Raw genomic sequence first — 22,695 nt, forward strand, 5'->3', positions numbered from 1 at the left:
GAGGCAACGCCGTACTGGTTTTTGTTAATCCACTATAATAGGGAACGGCTATCTGTCTACAGGAATATGATAATAAAAACCAATGCCGTCCGAAGGGGGTCAGACGGCATTGGTTTAGCGTTTTTCCTGTTTGCGTATCAGCCAAACGGCGAGCAAGGCGAAGGCTATGGTAGGTAGTGCGCCGGCGAGGAAGGGCGGGATGCCGTAGAGTTGGCTGGTAAACCCGAAGAGCCGTCCGGCAAGGTGGAACAGCAATCCGAGACAGATGCCGCCGAAGAGTTTTAAGCCCATATTGCCGTGGCGGGTGGTTTGCGGGGTAAAGGCAAAGGCGACGAGCGCCATCACCCAGGCTGCGGCGGGGTAAACCAATTTGCGCCACCATGCGATGGCGTAGATTCGGGTGTTTTGGCTGTTGTTTTGGAGGTGGCGGATGTAGGTGGTCAGTTCGCCGACGGACATTTGGTCGGGTTTGACGAGCAATACGTCCATCAGGTTGCGTTTGACGGAAATCGGCCAGTTTTCTTCAGCCGCAATAGAGACCTCGACTTTGTCTTCGCCAAGCGTGCTGCGGCGGATGTTTTTCAACTGCCAACTGCCGTCGCTGTTCAAAACGGCGGAATCGGCTTCCACTGCCTCTGCCAGTTCGTTTTTATCGTTGCGGGCCCAGATTTTAATGCCCAGCAGGGTATGGTCGGGCAACATTTCGCGCACATTGATAATGCTGTTTTTTTCTTTCAGCCAAAGGCCGGTATTGCCGGTACTGATTTTGCCGTTGATGGCCGCGGCTTTGATGTTTTCGGCTTTTTGGCTCAGTGTGGGCGCAACCCATTCGCCGAGCGCGACGGTGGCAATAGCAAAAATAAAACCGAACTGCGACAGAATCAACAGCAGCTTTTTGGTGCTCATGCCGCTGGCTTTGATGACGGTCAGTTCGCTGCCGGCGGCAAGCTGGCTGAGAGAGACCAGTCCGCCGATAAGGACGGCGAGGGGCATCAGTTCGTAGGCGCGGGCGGGCATTTTGAGGGCGGTGTAGCCCAGCATTTCCCATATGCCGTAACTGCCTTTGCCGAGGTTGCCGGTTTCGTACAGGATTTCAAAAAAGCTGTACAAAGCGAGGAAGGCAAGGAGCGCGTAAACCGCCATAACCGCCATTTGACGGATGATGTAACGTGAAATCAGGTTCATTTTCCGCCTTTCAATGTCAGACTTTTGCCAACCGCCTGCCAGAAGGGCTGGCTGGGCATGCTGCGGACGCGCAGAAGTACGATTGCGATGACGAACATGATGATGTGCATAGGCAGCAGTCCGAGCCAAAAATGGATTTTGCCGTCTTCCACGGCTTCAAAAAGCAGGGTCAGCCCGTTTTGGTAAATTAAAAACAAACCGATGGCAATCAAGATATTGTAGGTATGTCCGCTGCGCGGGTTGAAATAGGAAAGCGGCACGGCAAGCAGGCAGAGTAGGAGGACGCTGACGGTCAGCGAGATGCGCCACATCAATTCCGCCTGATGTTGCGGGTTGCTGCTGCCAATCAGTTGGGCGGTCGGAATGGTACGGCGGTGGGAAACGGGGTCGATGAGTTTGGGCGTGGTGCTGATAATCAGGTTGAGTTTTTGGAAGGAAACCTGATTGTAGTCGGCGCGTCCGGGCGTGCCGCTGTAACGGTAGCCGTGGCGCAATTCGAGCGTGCGTTTGTTGTCGTTCAGCGAGAAGTTACCTTCTTTGGCGAAGATGATGTTGTCGCCGCCGTTTTTGTCCTGTTCGCGCAGGAACAGGTTTTTCATGATGCCGGATTCGGTATCGAAGGTTTCGACAAAATAAACCCTGCCGTTGCGCTTGCCCAAACTGTTGAACCCGCCTGCCTCCACCAAAGACAATTCCTGCTTCTGCTTCAGAATTTCAGCGTATTCGCGGCTGCGTAGCTCTGCCCACGGTATCACCCAAAGCTGCATGACGGCAACCAAAACGGCAAACGGCACGGCAAACTGCATCACCGGGCGTATCCATTGTTTCAATGCCAATCCGCAGGATAGCCAGACCGACATTTCGCTGTCGCGCCAGTAGCGGGTCAACACGGTCAACGTACTGATAAATGCGGTCAACACCAGCAAAAGCGGCGTCATACCGATGACCCAGAAGCCGACCAATGCCAACACGGCATCGATGGCGACACGCCCGTCGGCGGCACGGCCGAGCAGGTTGATTGCCTGCGTGGAGACCAATACCGCCAAGAGGACGACGAAAATGCCGACGGCGGTAAAAGAGAGTTCTTTGATGAGGTTTCTTTGATAAATCATAGAATCGCGGTCAGGGGGCGGTAAGCGGTTCGGCGCAGGCGGATTGTCCGCGCAAGGTTTCAGACGGTGCTTCAAATGGGGTACAATCGTGCCAGCCGTCTTCAGACGGTCTTTTGAGCGAAAGGCCGTCCGAAAACTACCGACAACCGTCTCAATCAGGAGAATAAACGTGGAATTTAGCACAAAAACCGAAATCTTGCAGGAACAGCAGGCAGGCGCACAGTTATTTGTCTGCACCGAAGAGGCGCAATTAAACCATCCGACCGCCCTTGCCCTTTTGTCTTCGCTTGAAGAAGGTCAAAATTTTGCCGACACAAAAATCCCGACAGGCAACGGTTTGCAGGCTGTTGCCGTATGCTGTCTGAAAAGCACCGGCCGCGCCGCATTGAACAAGGCCGCTGCCGAAGCCGCCAAATGGGCGCAAAATCAGGAAACGGTCAATGTGGACGTTCATGCCTTTGAAGAAGCGCAAGCCGCAGCCGTTGCCGAAGCGTTTGCGATTGCTTTCGGCAATGCCGCCTACCGTTTCGACCGCTATAAAAAAGAAGCCAAGCCCGCCAAATTTGCAGAAGCCGTGTTCCACAGCGCACACGAAGCCGCCGTCAAAGAAGCCCTGCGCGTTGCCGAAGCGCAGGTTTACGGACAAAGCCTCTGCCGCGACTTGGGCAACGCCGCGCCCAACGAATGCACGCCCGAATTTTTAGCGCGCACCGCCAAAGCCGAAGCCGAAAAATTGGGCGCACACGCCAAAATCATTGAAAAAGACTACATCAAAGAAAACATGGGTTCGTTTTGGTCGGTCGCCAAAGGCAGTGTCGAAGATCCCTATTTGGTCGAACTGAGCTATTTCGGTGCGGCGGACAAAGAAGCCGCGCCTGTGGTATTGGTCGGCAAAGGCATTACCTTCGACACCGGCGGCATTTCCCTCAAACCCGGCCTGAACATGGACGAAATGAAGTTTGATATGTGCGGCGCGGCAACCGTCATCAGCACCTTCTGCGCCGCCGTCAAACTGCAACTGCCGATTAACCTGATTGCCGTCGTCGCCACTTGTGAAAATATGCCTTCCGGCGCGGCAAACAAACCGGGCGATGTCGTGAAAAGTATGAAAGGTCTGACCATCGAAGTGTTGAACACCGATGCCGAAGGCCGTCTGATTTTGTGCGACGCGCTCACTTACGCCGAACAGTTCAAACCCAAAGCCGTCATCGACGTCGCCACCCTGACCGGCGCGTGTATTGTCGCCTTGGGGCACGATGTCAGCGGCGTGATGGGCAACAATCAAGATTTGGTCGACAGCCTGCTTGCCGCTTCCTACAACGTGGACGACAAAGCGTGGCAACTGCCGCTCTTTGAAACCTACAAAGACCAGCTCAAATCCAACTTTGCCGACATCCCCAATATCGGCACGCCCGGCGCGGGCACGATTACCGCCGCAACATTCCTGTCTTACTTCACCGAAGGCTACCCGTGGGCGCACCTTGACATCGCGGGTACGGCGTGGAAATCCGGAGCGGAAAAAGGTGCGACTGGCCGTCCCGTTCCCTTGCTGCTGAACTATCTGCGGAATCTTTAATTTTGCCACAATGCCGTCTGAAGCCTTTCAGACGGCATCGTCCTGCCAAATGCTCAAACAATATGCCGAAAGCCACCTTTTACACGCACGTTGCCCAAGTTCCGATTTTCACCTGCCGCCTGATTGCCCGTGCGATTCGGGACGGCGGCAGGATACTGGTGTGGTCCGATTCGTTCGGGCAGCTTCAGGAATTGGACAAAATGCTTTGGCAATACGAGGCCGAGAGTTTTATTCCGCACGAAATTTGGGAAACGGAAGAAGCCATGCCGTCTGAACCATCCGTCCTGCTTGCCTGCGGCGGCAATCTGCCCCGAATTCCCGAAGGCATGGCCGTTTTGAACCTGTCCGACGGTTTTTGGAACACCGCTCCGGTCTTGCCCGCGCGCGTTTTAGAAATCGTCGGCAACAGCCTGGAAGAGCTCGCCGACGCGCGCGAACGCTTTACCGCCTACCGCCGAAGCGGTTTTGCCATCGAACATCACGGCATGGAGGGCAAGGCATAAAATGCCGTCTGAAATGCCGCATTTACAAAATTTAAACAGGCTTGATTCTATTTGATTAAAATTTCCTTATCGGTTGAACCCCGCCACTTGGACATCTGTCCCTCGGGGCGGTAGAATCAAAACTTATTTTGGAAGGTTCAATCTTTTCCAAAACAGGGCAACACACGATTGACGCTTTATGTGTCATCCTGTGTGTTGAAACATTCAAACTCGGCTATAATCCCGTTTTTCCGACCTTATCGACAGCGAAGATCCATCATGAACACCATTTTCAAAATCAGCGCACTGACCCTTTCCGCCGCTTTGGCACTTTCCGCCTGCGGCAAAAAAGAAGCCGCCCCCGCATCTGCATCCGAACCTGCCGCCGCTTCTTCCGCGCAGGGCGACACCTCTTCGATCGGCAGCACGATGCAGCAGGCAAGCTATGCGATGGGCGTGGACATCGGACGCTCCCTGAAGCAAATGAAGGAACAGGGCGCGGAAATCGATTTGAAAGTCTTTACCGAAGCCATGCAGGCAGTGTATGACGGCAAAGAAATCAAAATGACCGAAGAGCAGGCTCAGGAAGTCATGATGAAATTCCTTCAGGAACAACAGGCTAAAGCCGTAGAAAAACACAAGGCGGACGCGAAGGCCAATAAAGAAAAAGGCGAAGCCTTTCTGAAAGAAAATGCCGCCAAAGACGGCGTGAAGACCACTGCTTCCGGCCTGCAATACAAAATCACCAAACAGGGCGAAGGCAAACAGCCGACCAAAGACGACATCGTTACCGTGGAATACGAAGGCCGCCTGATTGACGGTACGGTATTCGACAGCAGCAAAGCCAACGGCGGCCCGGTCACCTTCCCTTTGAGCCAAGTGATTCTGGGTTGGACCGAAGGCGTACAGCTTCTGAAAGAAGGCGGCGAAGCCACGTTCTACATCCCGTCCAACCTTGCCTACCGCGAACAGGGTGCGGGCGACAAAATCGGCCCGAACGCCACTTTGGTATTTGATGTGAAACTGGTCAAAATCGGCGCACCCGAAAACGCGCCCGCCAAGCAGCCGGCTCAAGTCGACATCAAAAAAGTAAATTAAGTCCGAATCCATGCCCGAAACAGGTTTTCGGGCATTTTTACGGCAAATGCCGTCTGAAACCACCAAACAGCGGTTCAGATGGCATCCCTTTCAAAAGCGCACCATTATGAAAAACATCGTCATCCTGATTTCCGGACGCGGCAGCAATATGCAGGCAATCGTCAATGCCGCCATTCCCAACGTCCGTATTGCCGCCGTGTTGAGCAACAGCGAAACGGCTGCCGGTTTGCAATGGGCGGCCGGTCAGGGTATTCCGACCGACAGCCTGAATCATAAAAACTTTGAATCACGACTTGCCTTCGATACCGCCATGATGGAAAAAATCGACGCATATCAACCCGACTTGGTGGTTTTGGCAGGTTTTATGCGGATTCTGACCCCTGAGTTCTGTGCCCATTACGAAGGCAGGCTGATGAACATTCACCCGTCCGTCCTGCCCTCGTTTACCGGACTTCATACGCACGAACGCGCTTTGGAGGCGGGCTGCCGCGTTGCCGGCTGCACCATCCATTTCGTTACTGCCGAACTGGATTGCGGCCCGATTGTATCGCAAGGGATTGTGCCGATACTCGACGGCGATACGGCAGACGATGTTGCCGCCCGGGTTTTGGCTGTTGAGCATAAACTTTATCCGAAAGCCGTTGCCGATTTTGCCGCCGGCCGCCTGATTATCGAGGGAAACCGCGTCAGAAATTCGGAAAACGCCGATGCCGCCCGTTTCCTGACGGCGTAAACCGGGCGGGAGCAAATGATGAAGACTTTTAAAAATATATTTTCCGCCGCCATTTTGTCCGCCGCCCTGCCGTGCGCGTATGCGGCAGGGCTGCCCCAATCCGCCGTGCTGCACTATTCCGGCAGCTACGGCATTCCCGCCACGATGACATTTGAACGCAGCGGCAATGCTTACAAAATCGTTTCGACGATTAAAGTGCCGCTATACAATATCCGTTTCGAGTCCGGCGGTACGGTTGTCGGCAATACCCTGCACCCTACCTACTATAGAGACATACGCAGGGGCAAACTGTATGCGGAAGCCAAATTCGCCGACGGCAGCGTAACCTACGGCAAAGCGGGCGAGAGCAAAACCGAGCAAAGCCCCAAGGCTATGGATTTGTTCACGCTTGCCTGGCAGTTGGCGGCAAATGACGCGAAACTCCCCCCGGGGCTGAAAATCACCAACGGCAAAAAACTTTATTCCGTCGGCGGTTTGAATAAGGCGGGTACAGGAAAATACAGCATAGGCGGCGTGGAAACCGAAGTCGTCAAATATCGGGTGCGGCGCGGCGACGATGCGGTAATGTATTTCTTCGCACCGTCCCTGAACAATATTCCGGCACAAATCGGCTATACCGACGACGGCAAAACCTATACGCTGAAACTCAAATCGGTGCAGATCAACGGCCAGGCAGCCAAACCGTAAATCGATTTTCAGGCGTTTTTTTGCCGTTTTGTCCATATTTCTGCATAAGCCGCTTGAAATTGTTTACAATAACGCCATATGCAAAGCGGTTTTAACGCTATTTTCAGGAATGACACCATGCAGGTTACATCAAAATGGATAGACGGAATGTGCTTTGTCGGAACAACGGAAGGCGGGCACAGCGTCGTTATGGAGGGGTCGGCGGCAGAAGGTGCGGCCAAGCGCGGGCCCAGCCCTTTGGAAATGCTGCTGTTGGGCGTGGCGGGCTGTTCGAGCATCGATGTGGTGATGATTGCCGAAAAACAGCGTCAGAAAGTGACTGACTGCCGTGCGACGGTTACGGCGAAACGGGCGGACGATGCGCCGCGCGTGTTTACCGAAATCCACATCCATTTCAAAGTATTCGGGCATGATTTGAAAGAATCGGCCATTGAGCGCGCCGTTCAGATGTCTGCCGAAAAATACTGTTCGGCTTCGATTATGTTGGGCAAAGCGGCAAAGATTACCCACAGTTTTGAAATTGCCGGGGCAGATAAATAGGCATCGGGCGGCATTATGGGGAAACGGCTGATGCCGTCTGAAGGGAAAGGTGCGGCAGGCAATCCGGAGGCGCATAAAAAAGCAGATATATTCGGACTGCACCTCCCGAATATATCTGCCTGCTGTTTCCTCTTTATTCAGCCTTTATAATACTTGGACTTGTCGGGGTATTGTGCAGACTTGATTCCGGATTGTCAACAATTTTCGGTCAAATTTTAAATGCCGCGTTTTAAAATGATACCCGCCTGCTTCTGCGGGCGGGCGGGAGGCGAGAATCCCGTTATTTTAAGCCATATATTAATTTATTGAATTATAGTGGATTAACAAAAACCAGTACGGCGTTGCCTCGCCTTGGCTCAAAGAGAACGATTCTCTAAGGTGCTGAAGCACCAAGTGAATCGGTTCCGTACTATTTGTACTGTCTGCGGCTTCGTCGCCTTGTCCTGATTTTTGTTAATCCACTATAAAATAAATTTGTGCAATGCTTTAATTTCCCCGACACGATTTGAAACACAGCCGCCTTAAAACATCTTAAGAAATTTGAAAGCGTAAAAATACGGAAAACATCATGAACTTTGAAAACGACGACATTATCCATGCGCCGACCACGTCTTCCCTGATTCTCGAAGAGCGGCACGATTCGGAGCTGTTCCGTGTTTACGCCCTGATTTTGGACGGCATTACCGATCAGGTGCTGCTGCCTGGCAAAAAGCTGACCGAATCCGAACTTTGCCGCCAGATGGTGTGTTCGCGCAACACCGTCCGCGGCGCGCTGTCGCTTTTGGCGCACGACAAGATTGTCGATTTGCAACCCAACAGGGGCGCGTTCGTCCACGTTCCCGATTTGAAAGAAATGCAGGATGTGTTCAATGCGCGCATCGAAATGGAGACGATGATTTTGAATATCCTCGCAGATTTGCCGGATTTGGAAACGCGCCTCAAGCCGCTTTATGCGATGATACGGCGCGAAGAAGAGGCCTCCGGCAGGGGAGACCGCGTTGGCTGGAACCGCCTGTCCAATGCCTTTCACGTCGAACTGGCGCGCCTGGTGGGCAACGATGTGCTGTTCGACATTATGAACACGCTGTGCGCGCGGTCTTCCCTGATTGTCGCCGTGGCGGGCGTGCATCGCGAGGAAAAACACGCCATCAATACGCATACGCATTCCGAACACCGCGAAATCCTCGACCTGCTGCTGGCGGGCAGGCGCAACCGCGTGGTCAAAATCCTGCGCCGCCATTTGGGCAACTGTATGGAGCGTTTGGAAAAGACTTTGGAAGATTGAATGCCGGAGCGGATAAGCCGCCTGAACCTTCAGGCGGTTTTTTAATGGCGAACCTGATGCCGTCTGAAATATGGATGCGGGTATCTGCAATTTTCAGACGGCAATTTTTAAACCGCATATATCATGCGGCAATAAAGGAGGTCAGGAGATGGACAGCCTGATGACGTTGCTTTCGGTATTGATACCGATGTTTGCCGGATTTTTTATCCGTGTGCCCAAGCCTTACCTGCCCGCTTTGGATAAGGTGCTATCGGTCTTGGTGTATGCTGTGCTGCTGCTGATCGGCGTCTCGTTGTCGCGCGTGGAGGATTTGGGTTCGCGGTTGGACGATATGGCGTTGACGGTTCTGTGGCTGTTTGTTTGTACGGTCGGGGCGAACCTGCTTGCTTTGGCAGTGTTGGGAAAGTTATTCCCGTGGCGGATAAAGGGGAAAGGGAAGGGCGTTTCGGTCGGTGTGTCGGGCAGTGTGGGGCAGCTCGGATGCGTGCTGCTCGGATTTGCATCCGGCAAACTGATGCGCGATATTTGGATGCCGTCTGAAAACGCGGGTATGTATTGTCTGATGCTGCTGGTGCTCCTCATCGGCGTACAGCTCAAAAGCAGCGGCGTATCGTTGCGGCAGGTTTTGGTCAACCGCAGGGGTATTCGGTTGTCGGTCTGGTTTATGCTTTCATCTCTTTCAGGCGGGCTGCTGTTTGCCGCATCGGCAGACGGTGTGTCGTGGGTGAAAGGTTTGGCGATGGCTTCCGGCTTCGGTTGGTATTCCCTCTCGGGTTTGGTGATGACCGAGGCTTACGGCGCGGTATGGGGCAGTATCGCGCTTTTGAACGATTTGGCACGAGAGCTGTTCGCGCTGGCATTTATTCCGCTGCTGATGAAGCGTTTTCCCGATGCGGCAGTGGGGGTCGGCGGCGCGACCAGTATGGATTTCACATTGCCCGTGATTCGGGGTGCGGGCGGCTTGGAAGCCGTACCGGTAGCGGTCAGCTTCGGCGTGGTGGTCAATATCGCCGCTCCGTTTCTGATGGTGGTGTTTTCCGCTTTGGGCTGAACGCGGTAAAATCGGCATCCCGATGCAAGGAGGCAGAAAACGATGAAACCGAAAATCCAAAGGCACGGAGAGATTTTAAGCCTTGTCCGCCGGCATCAGTTTATGTCGGTGGACGAGCTTGCCGCCGCATTGGACGTTACCCCGCAGACGATACGCCGCGACATCCGCGAATTGGAGGATGCTGGCAGCCTGAAACGCCACCACGGCGGCGCATCCTCGGGCGGAAACTTGCCGGAGGGGCTGCCTGCCAGCCGCCAAATTCAATGTCAAAACGAAAAAAAACGCCATTGCCCGGCTGATTGCGGAACATATTCCCGACGAGTCATCGCTGTTTGTCAGTATCGGCACGACGATGGAAGCCGTGGCATCGGAGCTGGTGAGACGGCGCGGCAGCCTGCGGATTATTACCAACAATATCCACGTCGCCTCCATCGTTTCGGCGCGGACGGATTACACGGTCATCATCACTTCCGGAGTCGTCCGCCCTTTGGACGGCGGCATTACCGGCGTGGCAACCGTCGATTTTATCAACCAGTTCAAAGTCGATTATGCCGTGATGAGTACGCACGGCGTGGAAAGCGACGGTTCGCTTTTGGACGACGACTACAAAGAAGTCAGCGTGATGCAGGCGATGATTGCCAACGCGCGCGTCCGCTTCCTCGGCGTGGACCACAGTAAATTCCGCAGCAACGCGCTGGTCAGGCTCGGCGACATTACGGCGTTTGACAAAGTATTTACCGACCGGCTGCCCGATACCGCGATGCAGAAGATGCTGAAAGAGGCGGGGGTGGAATGCCTGATTGCCGATGCCGTCTGAACGCTATGTCAAAGCGCGCAAGTCGGGTACAATAAACACATCATCAAACCGCTTCAGACGGCATAAGGAACCGCCCCAATGCCGTCTGAAGCCATCTGTTCAAAGAAAACTATGCTCAATAAAGACCAATTTGCGGACAACCATTTTATCCGCACCATCATCGAAGACGACCTCAAAAGCGGCAAACACGAAGCCGTCCAAACCCGTTTTCCGCCGGAGCCCAACGGTTACCTGCACATCGGACACGCCAAATCCATCTGCCTGAACTTCGGTTTGGCGTATATTTACGACGGCTTGTGCAACCTGCGTTTTGACGATACCAACCCCGAAAAAGAAAACGACGAATACGTCAACGCCATCAAAGAAGATGTCGAGTGGCTCGGTTTCCATTGGGCGGGCGAGCCGCGTTTCGCTTCCAACTATTTCGACCAGCTTTATGACTACGCCGTCGGTTTGATTAAAGACGGCAAAGCGTATGTCGATGATTTGACGCCCGAAGAAATGCGCGAATACCGCGGTACGCTGACCGAAGCGGGTAAAAACAGCCCTTACCGCGACCGCAGCGTCGAAGAAAACCTCGACCTGTTCACACGCATGAAAAACGGCGAGTTCCCCGACGGCAGCAAAACCCTGCGCCTGAAAATCGACATGGCATCGGGCAACATCAATATGCGCGACCCCGTCATCTACCGCATCCGCCGCGCCCATCACCACAACACCGGCGACAAATGGTGTATCTACCCGATGTACGACTACACGCATTGCATCTCCGATGCCATCGAAGGCATCACGCATTCCTTGTGTACGCTCGAATTTGAAGCACACCGTCCGCTGTACGACTGGGTGTTGGATAACATCCACGCGCCGCATGCCACCCGTCCGCGCCAATACGAGTTTTCCCGTTTGGAGCTTTTGTACACCATTACCTCCAAACGGAAATTGAATCAGTTGGTTGTGGAAAAACACGTTTCCGGCTGGGACGATCCGCGTATGCCGACTATTTCCGGTATGCGCCGACGCGGCTACACGCCCGAAGGCCTGCGTCTGTTTGCCAAACGCGCCGGTATTTCCAAATCTGAAAACATCGTCGATATGAGCGTGTTGGAAGGCGCGATTCGCGAAGAGTTGGAAAATTCCGCCCCACGCCTGATGGCGGTGTTGAACCCGCTCAAAGTGACCCTGACCAACTTTGAAGCCGGCAGAACCCAAAGCCGCCGTGCCGCGTTCCATCCGAACCACGAGGAAATGGGCGAGCGCGAAGTACCTATTTCACAAACCATCTATATTGAAGCCGACGACTTTGCCGAAAATCCGCCCAAAGGCTTCAAACGCCTGATTCCCGGCGGCGAAGTACGCTTGCGCCACGGCTATGTCATCAAGTGCGATGAAGTCGTCAAAGACGAAGCAGGCAATGTGGTTGAACTCAAATGCAGCATCGACCACGACACCTTGGGCAAAAATCCAGAAGGCCGTAAAGTTAAAGGCGTGATTCATTGGGTTTCCGCCGAACACGCCGCCGAAATCAAAGTCCGTCTGTACGACCGCCTCTTTACCATCGAGCGTCCCGATGCCGTGCGCGGCGAAGACGGCGAATACCTGCCGTTCACCGATTTCCTCAATCCGGAATCCGTCAAGGAAATCACCGCCTACGCCGAACCTGCCGCCAAAGATTTGCCGGCAGAAAGCCGTTGGCAGTTCGAGCGTATCGGCTACTTCGTAACCGACCGTAAAGACCACGGCAAAGACACGCCGGTGTTTAACCGCACGGTCACGCTGAAAGATTCTTGGCAGCCTAAGTAAAACCCCATCCTTGCCGTCTGAATATTGTTCGGACGGCATTTCCCCTTTGCCCGCGAAATGCGGCACATTCGGCACACCGGAAAGGAAATATGATGAAAGTCCTCTTTATCGCCGACCCGATGGCAAGTTTCAAAACCTACAAAGACACCACCTACGCCATGATGCGCGAGATGGCAAAACGCGGTTGGCGGCTGTTTCATACCTTGAGCGGGGAATTGTCGGTTAAAAACGGTCTGGTGGTTGCTGATGCGTCTGCTTTTGAGTTTCTCGGCGCACAAGACGACCACGACAAAAACTGGTTTGCCGCCGCCGACAAAGTTCAGACGGCATTGAAAGCATTTGATGCCGTGATTATGCGTACCGATCCGCCGTTCGATATGCAATACCTCTACGCCACCCAATTACTGACGCTGGCGGAACAGCAGGGCGCGAAAGTCTTTAACAGCGGACAGTCGATGCGTGACTTCAATGAAAAACTGGCGATTTTGAACTTCAGCCGCTTTACCGCGCCCACGCTGGTAACGACCCGTTCCGCCGATGTCCGCGCATTTTTGAAAGAACACGGCGACATTATCATCAAACCGCTGGACGGTATGGGCGGTATGGGTATTTTCCGCCTGACCGAAAAAGACCCCAACATCGGCAGCATCCTCGAAACCCTGATGCGGCTTGATTCCCGCACCATTATGGCGCAACGCTACATTCCCGAAATCGTACACGGTGACAAACGCATCCTGATTATCGGCGGCGAAGTCGTCCCCTATGCTTTGGCGCGTATCCCGCAAAACGGCGAAACACGCGGCAACCTTGCGGCAGGCGGACGCGGCGTGGCGCAGGAATTGGACGGACGCGACCGCGAAATTGCCGAAACGCTCGCCCCCGAACTCAAACGGCGCGGCATCCTGCTGGCCGGTTTGGACGTTATCGGCAGCAACCTGACCGAAGTCAACGTAACCAGCCCGACCGGATTCCAAGAAATTATGAAACAAAAAGGTTTCGACGTGGCGGCAATGTTTGCCGATGCCGTTGCCGCGTGGTCGGTACGTTAAACCGATGCCGTTTGAAAGGCTTTTGCTTCACAACCGTTTGGTTTGTTCGGGCAGGCAGGGTTTTCCCTCAGCCGGCAGGGATGCGGTTAATGCCGTACGGACACCCCGCCGCCCCGTTTTCAGACGGTATATATAGTGGATTAACAAAAATCAGGACAAGGCGACGAAGCCGCAGACAGTACAAATAGTACGGAACCGATTCACTCGGTGCTTCAGCACCTTAGAGAATCGTTCTCTTTGAGCTAAGGCGAGGCAACGCCGTACTGGTTTTTGTTAATCCACTATATTGAGAACATTTTGAAAGGATACCGATGGAACCTTCTTCTTACGCGGCAGAAAAAAAAGGCAAAGGCGGCATCAGGCGCGTCATTAACGCATTCGGCTATTCGATAGACGGCATCGCCGCCGCCTACCGTTACGAAGCGGCATTCCGTCAGGTTTTGTGGCTGAACGTACTGCTGGTGTGCGCGGCATTTTTTTGGGTTTCCGAAACCGCCGTCCGCCTGCCGTTGATTATCGCGTCTTTTGTGTCGGTCATTGTCGAACTGTTCAACACCGCCGTCGAAGCTGCCGTCGATCATACTTCGACCGAAAAACACGAGCTGGCCAAACTCGCCAAAGACGCAGGTTCTGCCGCACAATTGTTCGCGATGCTGATGTTGGCGGCGGTTTGGCTGTCTGCCCTGTTCGGGTAAAACGCTTGCAGCAGGATTTGTAATCCTTTAGGATTAGTATGTGGTATTTATTATTCACTTAATCCGCTATAAGATTAAGCACATTCCCCGTCTGATATTATAAGGAGCAGAAAGATGAAAAAATTATTGGCGGCCGTGATGATGGCAGGTTTGGCAGGCGCGGTTTCCGCCGCCGGAGTCCACGTTGAGGACGGCTGGGCGCGCACCACCGTCGAAGGTATGAAAATAGGCGGCGCGTTCATGAAAATCCACAACGACGAAGCCAAACAAGACTTTTTGCTCGGCGGAAGCAGCCCCGTTGCCGACCGCGTCGAAGTGCATACCCACATCAACGACAACGGCGTGATGCGGATGCGCGAAGTCAAAGGCGGCGTGCCTTTGGAGGCGAAATCCGTTACCGAACTCAAGCCCGGCAGCTATCACGTGATGTTTATGGGTTTGAAAAAACAATTAAAAGAGGGCGACAAGATTCCCGTTACCCTGAAATTTAAAAACGCCAAAGCGCAAACCGTCCAACTGGAAGTCAAAATCGCGCCGATGTCGGCAATGGACCACGGTCATCACCACGGCGAAGCGCATCAGCACTAATCTGCTGAAAATATTTGAAATGCCGTCTGAAAAAGCCCGGGCTTTCAGACGGCATTTTTATGACCGCCTTTAAAATGTGTTAAAATCTGCCTTTAAAAACCGCCGTTTCCAACCATATTCTACGCATGAATACGACAGCAAACCCTTCCAATATCATCGTCGGGCTCTCCGGCGGTGTCGATTCTTCCGTAACCGCCGCCCTGCTCAAGCAGCAGGGTTATCAAGTGCGCGGTGTGTTCATGCAGAACTGGGAAGACGACGACAACGACGAATATTGCAGCATCAAACAGGATTCGTTTGATGCCATCGCCGTTGCCGATATTGTCGGCATCGATATCGACATCGTTAATTTCGCCGCGCAATATAAAGACAAAGTCTTTGCTTATTTTCTTCAGGAATACAGTGCGGGGCGCACGCCGAATCCCGATGTGTTGTGCAACGCCGAAATCAAATTCAAATGCTTTTTGGATTACGCCGTAGGGCAGGGCGCGGATACCATCGCCACCGGACACTATGCGCGCAAAGAAGTCCGCAACGGCGTGCATTACCTGCTCAAAGGTTTGGATCGAAACAAAGACCAAAGCTATTTCCTCTACCGCCTCAAGCCTTTCCAACTCGAGCGCGCGATTTTTCCGTTGGGCGGTTTGGAAAAACCCGAAGTCCGCCGCCTTGCCGCCGAGTTCAAACTGCCGACTGCCGCCAAAAAAGACAGCACGGGCATCTGCTTCATCGGCGAACGCCCGTTTCGCGAGTTTCTGCAAAAATACCTGCCGACCGACAACGGTAAAATGGTTACGCCCGAAGGGAAAACCGTCGGGGAACACGTCGGACTGATGTTCTACACGCTGGGGCAGCGCAAAGGTTTGGGCATCGGCGGCGCGGGCGAACCGTGGTTTGTTGCGGCTAAAGATTTGACGAAAAACGAACTGATTGTCGTGCAAGGACACGACCATCCGCTGCTCTATACCCGCAGCCTTGTGATGAACGATTTGAGTTTCACGCTGCCCGAACGCCCGAAGGCAGGACGCTATACCTGCAAAACGCGTTACCGTATGGCGGACGCGCCTTGTGAGTTGCGCTATTTGGATGATGAAACCGCCGAGCTGGTGTTTGACGAACCGCAATGGGCGGTTACGCCGGGCCAGTCTGCCGTGCTGTACGACGGCGACATCTGTTTGGGCGGCGGTATCATCCAAACGACCGACAAACCCGTCATCATCACACGATAAAGGTAATGCCGTCTGAAACGGTTTTCAGACGGCATTGTTCCGCTCAATTCCACTTTAAAGACCGATACCTATGGAAAAAATCTGGTTAGACAGCTACGAGAAGGGCGTCAGTGCCGAAATCGACATCACGCAATACAATTCCGTCAGCGACGTATTCCGCCAAAGCGTGGAAAAATTTGCCGACCAACCTGCTTTTCAAAACATGGGTAAGACGCTGACTTATGCCGAAACCGGCAAACTGGCAACAGATTTTGCTTCTTATCTGCAAAACGTCCTTAAATTGCCTCGAGGAGAGCGCGTGGCAATAATGTTGCCCAATGTACTGCAATATCCGGTTGCCCTTTTCGGCATTTTGCAGGCAGGTTTGGTAGCGGTGAACACCAATCCGCTCTATACCCCGCGCGAGCTGGAGCATCAGTTGAAAGACAGCGGCGCGACCGCCATCATCGTTTTGGAAAATTTCGCCAACACGCTGGAGCTGGTGCTGCCGCGCACGCAGATCAAACACGTCATCGTCGCCTCTGTCGGCGAAATGTTCGGGCTGCTTAAAGGTTCGCTGATCAATTTCGTCATCCGGAAAATCAAGAAAATGGTGCCCGAATACCGTATTCGGGAAACCGTTTCCTTTCAGACGGCATTGAAAGAAGGGGCGAAGCACGTTTTCCAACCTGTCGCATTAAACCGCGAAGATACCGCGCTGTTGCAATACACGGGCGGCACGACAGGTGTTGCCAAAGGGGCGGTGCTGAGTCACGGCAACATCTGCGCCAATATGCTTCAGGCAAAAGAATGGATTAAAAACCAGTTGCGCGAGGGCAAAGAAACCGTTATCGCCGCCCTGCCGCTGTATCATATTTTTGCCTTAACCGTGAATCTGATGATTTTTGCCAATGCCGGCTCGAAAATCATCCTGATTACCAACCCGCGCGATATGAAAGGCTTTATCGGAGAACTGAAAAAACAGCGGGTTAATGTATTTATCGGCGTGAACACGCTGTTTAACGCGATGGTTAACCGTCCTGATTTTGCCGAAGTCGATTTTTCAGAATTGCGGCTGACTTTGGGCGGCGGTATGGCGACCCAAAAAGCCGTTGCCGAAAAATGGAAAAAAATCACCGGCACGCCCATCGTCGAAGCCTACGGTCTGACCGAAGCCAGCCCCGGCGTGTGCTGCAACCCCTTAAACATCGAATCATACAGCGGCAGCATCGGTTTGCCCGTCTCGTCCACCGAAGTCGAACTGCGCGACGCAAACGGCAAAGAAGTCCCCGTCGGACAGCCGGGCGAACTTTGGGTGCGCGGCCCGCAAGTCATGAAAGGCTATTGGAACCGTCCCGAAGAAACCGCTAAAGCCATAGACGCGCGCGGTTTCTTGGAAACCGGCGATATTGCCGTCATGGACGAAAAAGGCTGGTTGAAGCTGGTCGATCGTAAGAAAGACCTCGTCGTCGTTTCCGGATTCAATGTTTATCCGAACGAAATCGAGGAAGTCATCGCGCATCACGGCAAAGTGATGGAAGTCGCCTGTATCGGCGTTCCCGACGAAAAAACCGGAGAAGCCCTAAAAGTATTTGTCGTCAAAAAAGACCCGTCATTGACCAAAGAAGAACTTATCGCCTTTTGCCGCACCGAATTAACCGCATATAAAGTACCGAAAAATATCGAATTCCGCGACGAGTTGCCCAAGTCCAACGTCGGCAAAATCCTGCGCCGCGAGTTGCGGCAAAGTACCGGGAAATAAAGAAAAGATGCCGTCTGAAAACAGCCGTCCACCGTTCAGACGGCATCCGTCCGTTTGCCAGAACCGCGCGCTTCACGTTAAAATCACGCATTCCAACATGGGTATTCCATCATGACCAAATTCATTTTCGTAACCGGCGGCGTTGTCTCCTCACTGGGTAAAGGTATCGCCGCCGCTTCTATTGCCGCCATCCTCGAATCGCGCGGCTTGAACGTTACCATGCTCAAGCTCGATCCTTATATCAACGTCGATCCCGGCACGATGAGCCCGTTCCAACACGGCGAAGTGTTCGTAACCGACGACGGCGCGGAAACCGACCTCGACTTGGGACACTACGAACGCTTTATCGATTCCACGATGACCCGCCGCAACAGCTTCAGCACGGGACAGGTGTACGAAAACGTTATCGCCAAAGAACGACGGGGCGACTATTTGGGCGGCACGGTTCAAGTCATTCCGCACATTACCGACGAAATCAAACGACGCATCCATGAAGGCGCGGCAGGTTACGATGTGGCGATTGTCGAAATCGGCGGCACGGTCGGCGACATTGAATCGCTGCCGTTTTTGGAAGCCATCCGCCAGATGCGCAGCCAGTTGGGACGCAACAACACCCTGTTCGCCCACTTGAGCTACGTTCCCTACATCGCCGCTGCAGGCGAAATCAAAACCAAGCCGACCCAGCACACCGTTAAAGAAATGTTGAGCATCGGTTTGCAACCCGACATCCTGATTTGCCGTATGGACAGGACAATGCCTGCGGACGAACGCCGCAAAATCGCCTTGTTCTGCAACGTGGAAGAACGCGCGATTGTCGGCAGCTACGATGTGGACAGCATCTACGAATGCCCCGAAATGCTGCACGACCAAGGCATCGACAACATCATTACCGAGCAGTTGCAGCTTAATGTGCAACAGGCGGATTTGACCGCGTGGAAAAAAATCGTCCACGCCATCCAAAACCCGAAACACACCGTCAAAATCGCCATGGTCGGCAAATACGTTGATTTGACCGAATCCTACAAATCACTGATTGAAGCCTTGAAACACGCAGGTGTTCACACCGAAACCGACGTACAAATTACCTTTGTTGACAGCGAAAGCATCGAGAAAAACAACGGCGACGTTTCTATGCTCAAAGATATGGACGCCATCCTCGTTCCCGGCGGTTTTGGTTCGCGCGGCGTGGAAGGCAAAATCGCCGCTGTGCGCTATGCCCGCGAAAACAACGTGCCATACTTGGGTATCTGCCTCGGTATGCAGATTGCGCTGATTGAATACGCCCGCGACGTGGCAGGTTTGAAAGGTGCGAATTCCACTGAGTTCGACCTCAAATGCGCCGCCCCCGTCGTTGCCCTGATTGACGAATGGCAAACTGCCGACGGCAGCGTCGAAACCCGCGACGAATCCGCCGATTTGGGCGGCACCATGCGTTTGGGTGCGCAAGAAGTCGAATTGAAAGCAGGCAGCCTCGCCGCCAAAATCTACGGCAGCGAACACATCCGCGAGCGCCACCGCCACCGCTACGAAGTCAACAACAACTACGTTCCTACGCTGGAACAAGCAGGTTTGGTCATCGGCGGTGTATCTGCCGGACGCGAACGCTTGGTCGAAACCATCGAACTGCCGAACCATCCTTGGTTCTTCGCCTGCCAGTTTCATCCCGAATTCACTTCCAACCCGCGCAAAGGGCATCCTTTGTTCACCGCGTTTGTCAAAGCTGCGTTGAACAATAAAAAAGCCTGATAAAGCGTTACTTGATGATCAAAATGCCGTCTGAAAGCCTGACAAAGTCTTTCAGACGGCATTTTCGCAAATCGGGGATTATAAAAGCCATCAATTTAATTTTTATGGTTTTATCTAATATTTACCAACTGAATATTGTTAAGCGGGGCGTGAAACTCAAGTTGAGACCTTTGCAAAATTCCCAAAATCCCCTAAATTCCCACCAAGACATTTAGGGGATTTCTCATGAGCACCTTCTTCCAACAAACCGCCCAAGCCATGATTGCCAAACACATCGACCGTTTCCCGCTATTGAAGTTGGACCAGGTGATTGATTGGCAGCCGATCGAACAATACCTGAATCGTCAAAAAACCCGTTACCTCCGAGACCACCGCGGCCGTCCTGCCTATCCCCTGTTGTCCATGTTCAAAGCCGTCCTGCTCGGACAATGGCACAGCCTCTCCGATCCCGAACTCGAACACAGCCTCATCACCCGCATCGATTTCAACCTGTTTTGCCGTTTCGACGAACTGAGCATCCCTGATTACAGTATAGTGGATTAACAAAAACCAGTACGGCGTTGCCTCGCCTTAGCTCAAAGAGAACGATTCTCTAAGGTGCTGAAGCACCAAGTGAATCGGTTCCGTACTATTTGTACTGTCTGCGGCTTTGCCGCCTTGTCCTGATTTTTGTTAATCCACTATATGAATCGTCATTCCCGCGCAGGCGGGAATCCAGACATTCAATGCTAAGGCAATTTATCGGGAATGACTGAAACTCAAAAAGCTGGATTCCCACTTTCGTGGGAATGACGGGATTAGAGTTTCAAAATTTATTCTAAATAGCTGAAACTCAACGCACTGGATTCCCGCCTGCGCGGGAATGACGAAGTGGAAGTTACCCGAAACTTAAAACAAGCGAAACCGAACGAACCAGATTCCCGCCTGCGCGGGAATGACGAATTTCAGGTTGCTGTTTTTGGTTTTCTATTTTTGTGAAAATAACGGGATTTCAGCTTGTGGGTATTTACCAGAAAAAACAGAAACCGCTCCGCCGTCATTCCCGCGCAGGCGGGAATCTAGACATTCAATGCTAAGGCAATTTATCGGAAATGACTGAAACTCAAAAAACTGGATTCCCACTTTCGTGGGAATGACACGATTAGAGTTTCAAAATTTATTCTAAATAGCTGAAACTCAAAAAACTGGATTCCCGCCTGCGCGGGAATGACGAAGTGGAAGTTACCCGAAATTTAAAACAAGCGAAACCGAACGAGCCGGATTCCCGCTTGCGTGGGAATGACGAATTTCAGGTTGCTGTTTTTGGTTTTCTGTTTTTGTGAAAATAACGGGATTTTAGCTTGTGGGTATTTACCGGAAAAAACAGAAACCGCTCCGCCGTCATTCCCGCGCAGGCGGGAATCTAGACATTCAATGCTAAGGCAATTTATCGGAAATGACTGAAACTCAAAAAGCTGGATTCCCACTTTCGTGGGAATGACGAAGTGGAAGTTACCCGAAACTTAAAACAAGCGAAACCGAACGAACTAGATTCCCACTTTCGTGGGAATGACGGCAGAGCGGCTTCTGTTGCTCCCGATAAATGCCGCAATCTCAAATCCCGTCATTCCCGCGCAGGCGGGAATCTAGGTCTGTCAGTGCGGAAACTTATCAGGTAAAACGGTTTCTTGAGATTTTGCGTCCTGGATTCCCACTTTCGTGGGAATGACGGAATGTAGGTTCGTGGGAATGACGAAGTGGAAGTTACCCGAAACTTAAAACAAGCGAAACCGAACGAACTAGATTCCCACTTTCGTGGGAATGACGGAATGTAGGTTCGTGGGAATGACGAAGTGGAAGTTACCCGAAACTTAAAACAAGCGAAACCGAACGAACTGGATTCCCACTTTCGTGGGAATGACGGCGGAGCGGTTTCTGCTTTTCCCAATAAATGCCCCCAACCTAAAATCCGTCATTCCCGCGCAGGCGGGAATCTAGACATTCAATGCTGAGGCAATTTATCGGAAATGACTGAAACTCAAAAAACTGGATTCCCACTTTCGTGGGAATGACGAAGTGGAAGTTACCCGAAACTTAAAACAAGCGAAACCGAACGAACTAGATTCCCACTTTCGTGGGAATGACGGCAGAGCGGCTTCTGTTGCTCCCGATAAATGCCGCAATCTCAAATCCCGTCATTCCCGCGCAGGCGGGAATCTAGACATTCAATGCTAAGGCAATTTATTGAAAATGACTGAAACTCAAAAAACTGGATTCCCACTTTCGTGGGAATGACGAATTTCAGGTTGCTGTTTTTGGTTTTCTGTTTTTGTGAAAATAATGGGATTTTAGCTTGTGGGTATTTACTGGAAAAAACAGAAACCGCTCCGCCGTCATTCCCGCGCAGGCGGGAATCTAGACATTCAATACTAAGGCAATTTATCGGAAATGACTGAAACTCAAAAAACTGGATTCCCGCCTGCGCGGGAATGACGAAGTGGAAGTTACCCGAAACTTAAAACAAGCGAAACCGAACGAACTGGATTCCCACTTTCGTGGGAATGACGGCGGAGCGGTTTCTGCTTTTCCCAATAAATGCCCCCAACCTAAAATCCGTCATTCCCGCGCAGGCGGGAATCTAGACATTCAATACTAAGGCAATTTATCGGAAATGACTGAAACTCAAAAAACTGGATTCCCACTTTCGTGGGAATGACGGAATGTAGGTTCGTGGGAATGACGGGATGCAGGTGCGTGGGAATGACGAATTTCAGGTTTCTGTTTTTGGTTTTCTGTTTTTGTGAAAATAACGGGATTTTAGCTTGTGGGTATTTACTGGAAAAAACAGAAACCGCTCCGCCGTCATTCCCGCGCAGGCGGGAATCTAGACATTCAATGCTAAGGCAATTTATCGGGAATGACTGAAACTCAAAAAACTGGATTCCCACTTTCGTGGGAATGACGGCAGAGCGGCTTCTGTTGCTCCCGATAAATGCCGCAATCTCAAATCCCGTCATTCCCGCGCAGGCGGGAATCTAGGTCTGTCAGTGCGGAAACTTATCAGGTAAAACGGTTTCTTGAGATTTTGCGTCCTGGATTCCCACTTTCGTGGGAATGACGGAATGTAGGTTCGTGGGAATGACGTGGTGCAGGTGCGTGGGAATGACGGGATGCAGGTGCGTGGGAATGACGGGATGTAGGTTCGTGGGAATGACGGAATGTATCTGTACTGTCTGCGGCTCGTCGCCTTGTCCTGATTTTTGTTAATTCACTATAAAAACGGGTTGATATTATCTGTACAT

Annotated in this window: 17 protein-coding genes and 2 pseudogenes; 17 read left to right on the forward strand and 2 right to left on the reverse strand. The window is 52.5% G+C overall.

Features of this window, described 5'->3' with window-relative positions; genetic code table 11:
- Positions 1-114: 114 nt before the first annotated feature.
- On the reverse strand, positions 115-1,185 hold the full coding sequence (gene lptG / locus IUJ45_RS09955; protein WP_002216797.1) for an LPS export ABC transporter permease LptG: 1,071 nt from the start codon (positions 1,183-1,185) through the stop codon (positions 115-117).
- On the reverse strand, positions 1,182-2,297 hold the full coding sequence (gene lptF / locus IUJ45_RS09960) for an LPS export ABC transporter permease LptF (RefSeq protein WP_002216799.1): 1,116 nt from the start codon (positions 2,295-2,297) through the stop codon (positions 1,182-1,184). The genes lptG and lptF overlap by 4 nt, the downstream gene beginning before the upstream one ends.
- 169 nt (positions 2,298-2,466) lie before the next feature.
- Between lptF and IUJ45_RS09965 the strand changes: the two genes are divergently transcribed.
- The 17 genes and pseudogenes from IUJ45_RS09965 to IUJ45_RS10045 form a co-directional block, all read left to right on the forward strand.
- Positions 2,467-3,873, forward strand: coding sequence for a leucyl aminopeptidase (locus IUJ45_RS09965; protein ID WP_002237207.1), 1,407 nt, complete (start codon positions 2,467-2,469; stop codon positions 3,871-3,873).
- Positions 3,874-3,935: 62 nt separating this feature from the next.
- Positions 3,936-4,376 (forward strand): DNA polymerase III subunit chi, encoded by a 441-nt coding sequence (locus tag IUJ45_RS09970; protein ID WP_002237206.1) that lies wholly within the window; start codon positions 3,936-3,938, stop codon positions 4,374-4,376.
- Between the two features lie 258 nt (positions 4,377-4,634).
- Positions 4,635-5,453, forward strand: coding sequence for an FKBP-type peptidyl-prolyl cis-trans isomerase (locus IUJ45_RS09975; protein ID WP_002247019.1), 819 nt, complete (start codon positions 4,635-4,637; stop codon positions 5,451-5,453).
- Positions 5,454-5,559: 106 nt separating this feature from the next.
- Positions 5,560-6,186 carry a phosphoribosylglycinamide formyltransferase gene (gene purN / locus IUJ45_RS09980; protein ID WP_002218993.1) on the forward strand — a complete coding sequence of 209 codons (627 nt, stop codon included), beginning with the start codon at positions 5,560-5,562 and terminating at the stop codon, positions 6,184-6,186.
- Between the two features lie 15 nt (positions 6,187-6,201).
- Positions 6,202-6,873 (forward strand): DUF3108 domain-containing protein, encoded by a 672-nt coding sequence (locus tag IUJ45_RS09985; RefSeq protein WP_002222212.1) that lies wholly within the window; start codon positions 6,202-6,204, stop codon positions 6,871-6,873.
- Between the two features lie 117 nt (positions 6,874-6,990).
- Positions 6,991-7,413, forward strand: a complete 423-nt coding sequence (locus IUJ45_RS09990) for an OsmC family protein (RefSeq protein ID WP_002222213.1) — start codon at positions 6,991-6,993, stop codon at positions 7,411-7,413.
- A gap of 568 nt (positions 7,414-7,981) precedes the next feature.
- Positions 7,982-8,698, forward strand: a complete 717-nt coding sequence (locus tag IUJ45_RS09995; protein ID WP_002212831.1) for a GntR family transcriptional regulator — start codon at positions 7,982-7,984, stop codon at positions 8,696-8,698.
- 148 nt (positions 8,699-8,846) lie between these two features.
- Positions 8,847-9,749 carry a LysO family transporter gene (locus tag IUJ45_RS10000; RefSeq protein WP_002222215.1) on the forward strand — a complete coding sequence of 301 codons (903 nt, stop codon included), beginning with the start codon at positions 8,847-8,849 and terminating at the stop codon, positions 9,747-9,749.
- 42 nt (positions 9,750-9,791) lie between these two features.
- Positions 9,792-10,566 (forward strand): annotated as a pseudogene (locus tag IUJ45_RS10005) (DeoR/GlpR family DNA-binding transcription regulator).
- Positions 10,567-10,677: 111 nt separating this feature from the next.
- Positions 10,678-12,366, forward strand: coding sequence for a glutamine--tRNA ligase/YqeY domain fusion protein (locus IUJ45_RS10010; protein ID WP_002245352.1), 1,689 nt, complete (start codon positions 10,678-10,680; stop codon positions 12,364-12,366).
- Between the two features lie 92 nt (positions 12,367-12,458).
- Positions 12,459-13,415, forward strand: coding sequence for a glutathione synthase (gene gshB, locus IUJ45_RS10015; RefSeq protein ID WP_002216808.1), 957 nt, complete (start codon positions 12,459-12,461; stop codon positions 13,413-13,415).
- 311 nt (positions 13,416-13,726) lie between these two features.
- On the forward strand, positions 13,727-14,110 hold the full coding sequence (locus tag IUJ45_RS10020; protein WP_002216810.1) for a diacylglycerol kinase: 384 nt from the start codon (positions 13,727-13,729) through the stop codon (positions 14,108-14,110).
- A gap of 114 nt (positions 14,111-14,224) precedes the next feature.
- Complete coding sequence (locus IUJ45_RS10025; RefSeq protein WP_002212839.1) at positions 14,225-14,698, forward strand: copper chaperone PCu(A)C; 474 nt, start codon at positions 14,225-14,227, stop codon at positions 14,696-14,698.
- Positions 14,699-14,823: 125 nt separating this feature from the next.
- A complete protein-coding gene (gene mnmA / locus IUJ45_RS10030; RefSeq protein ID WP_002225040.1) occupies positions 14,824-15,927 on the forward strand; it encodes a tRNA 2-thiouridine(34) synthase MnmA in 1,104 nt (367 codons plus the stop codon).
- A gap of 70 nt (positions 15,928-15,997) precedes the next feature.
- The gene (locus IUJ45_RS10035) at positions 15,998-17,668 is read left to right on the forward strand and encodes an AMP-binding protein (RefSeq protein ID WP_002247020.1); all 1,671 of its coding nucleotides are present in this window, start codon (positions 15,998-16,000) and stop codon (positions 17,666-17,668) included.
- Positions 17,669-17,779: 111 nt separating this feature from the next.
- Complete coding sequence (locus IUJ45_RS10040) at positions 17,780-19,414, forward strand: CTP synthase (protein WP_002239883.1); 1,635 nt, start codon at positions 17,780-17,782, stop codon at positions 19,412-19,414.
- 225 nt (positions 19,415-19,639) lie between these two features.
- Positions 19,640-19,945 (forward strand): annotated as a pseudogene (locus IUJ45_RS10045) (transposase); the annotation flags it as partial.
- Positions 19,946-22,695: the final 2,750 nt, after the last annotated feature.

The organism is Neisseria meningitidis, from assembly GCF_022869645.1.
Taxonomy (GTDB): domain Bacteria; phylum Pseudomonadota; class Gammaproteobacteria; order Burkholderiales; family Neisseriaceae; genus Neisseria; species Neisseria meningitidis.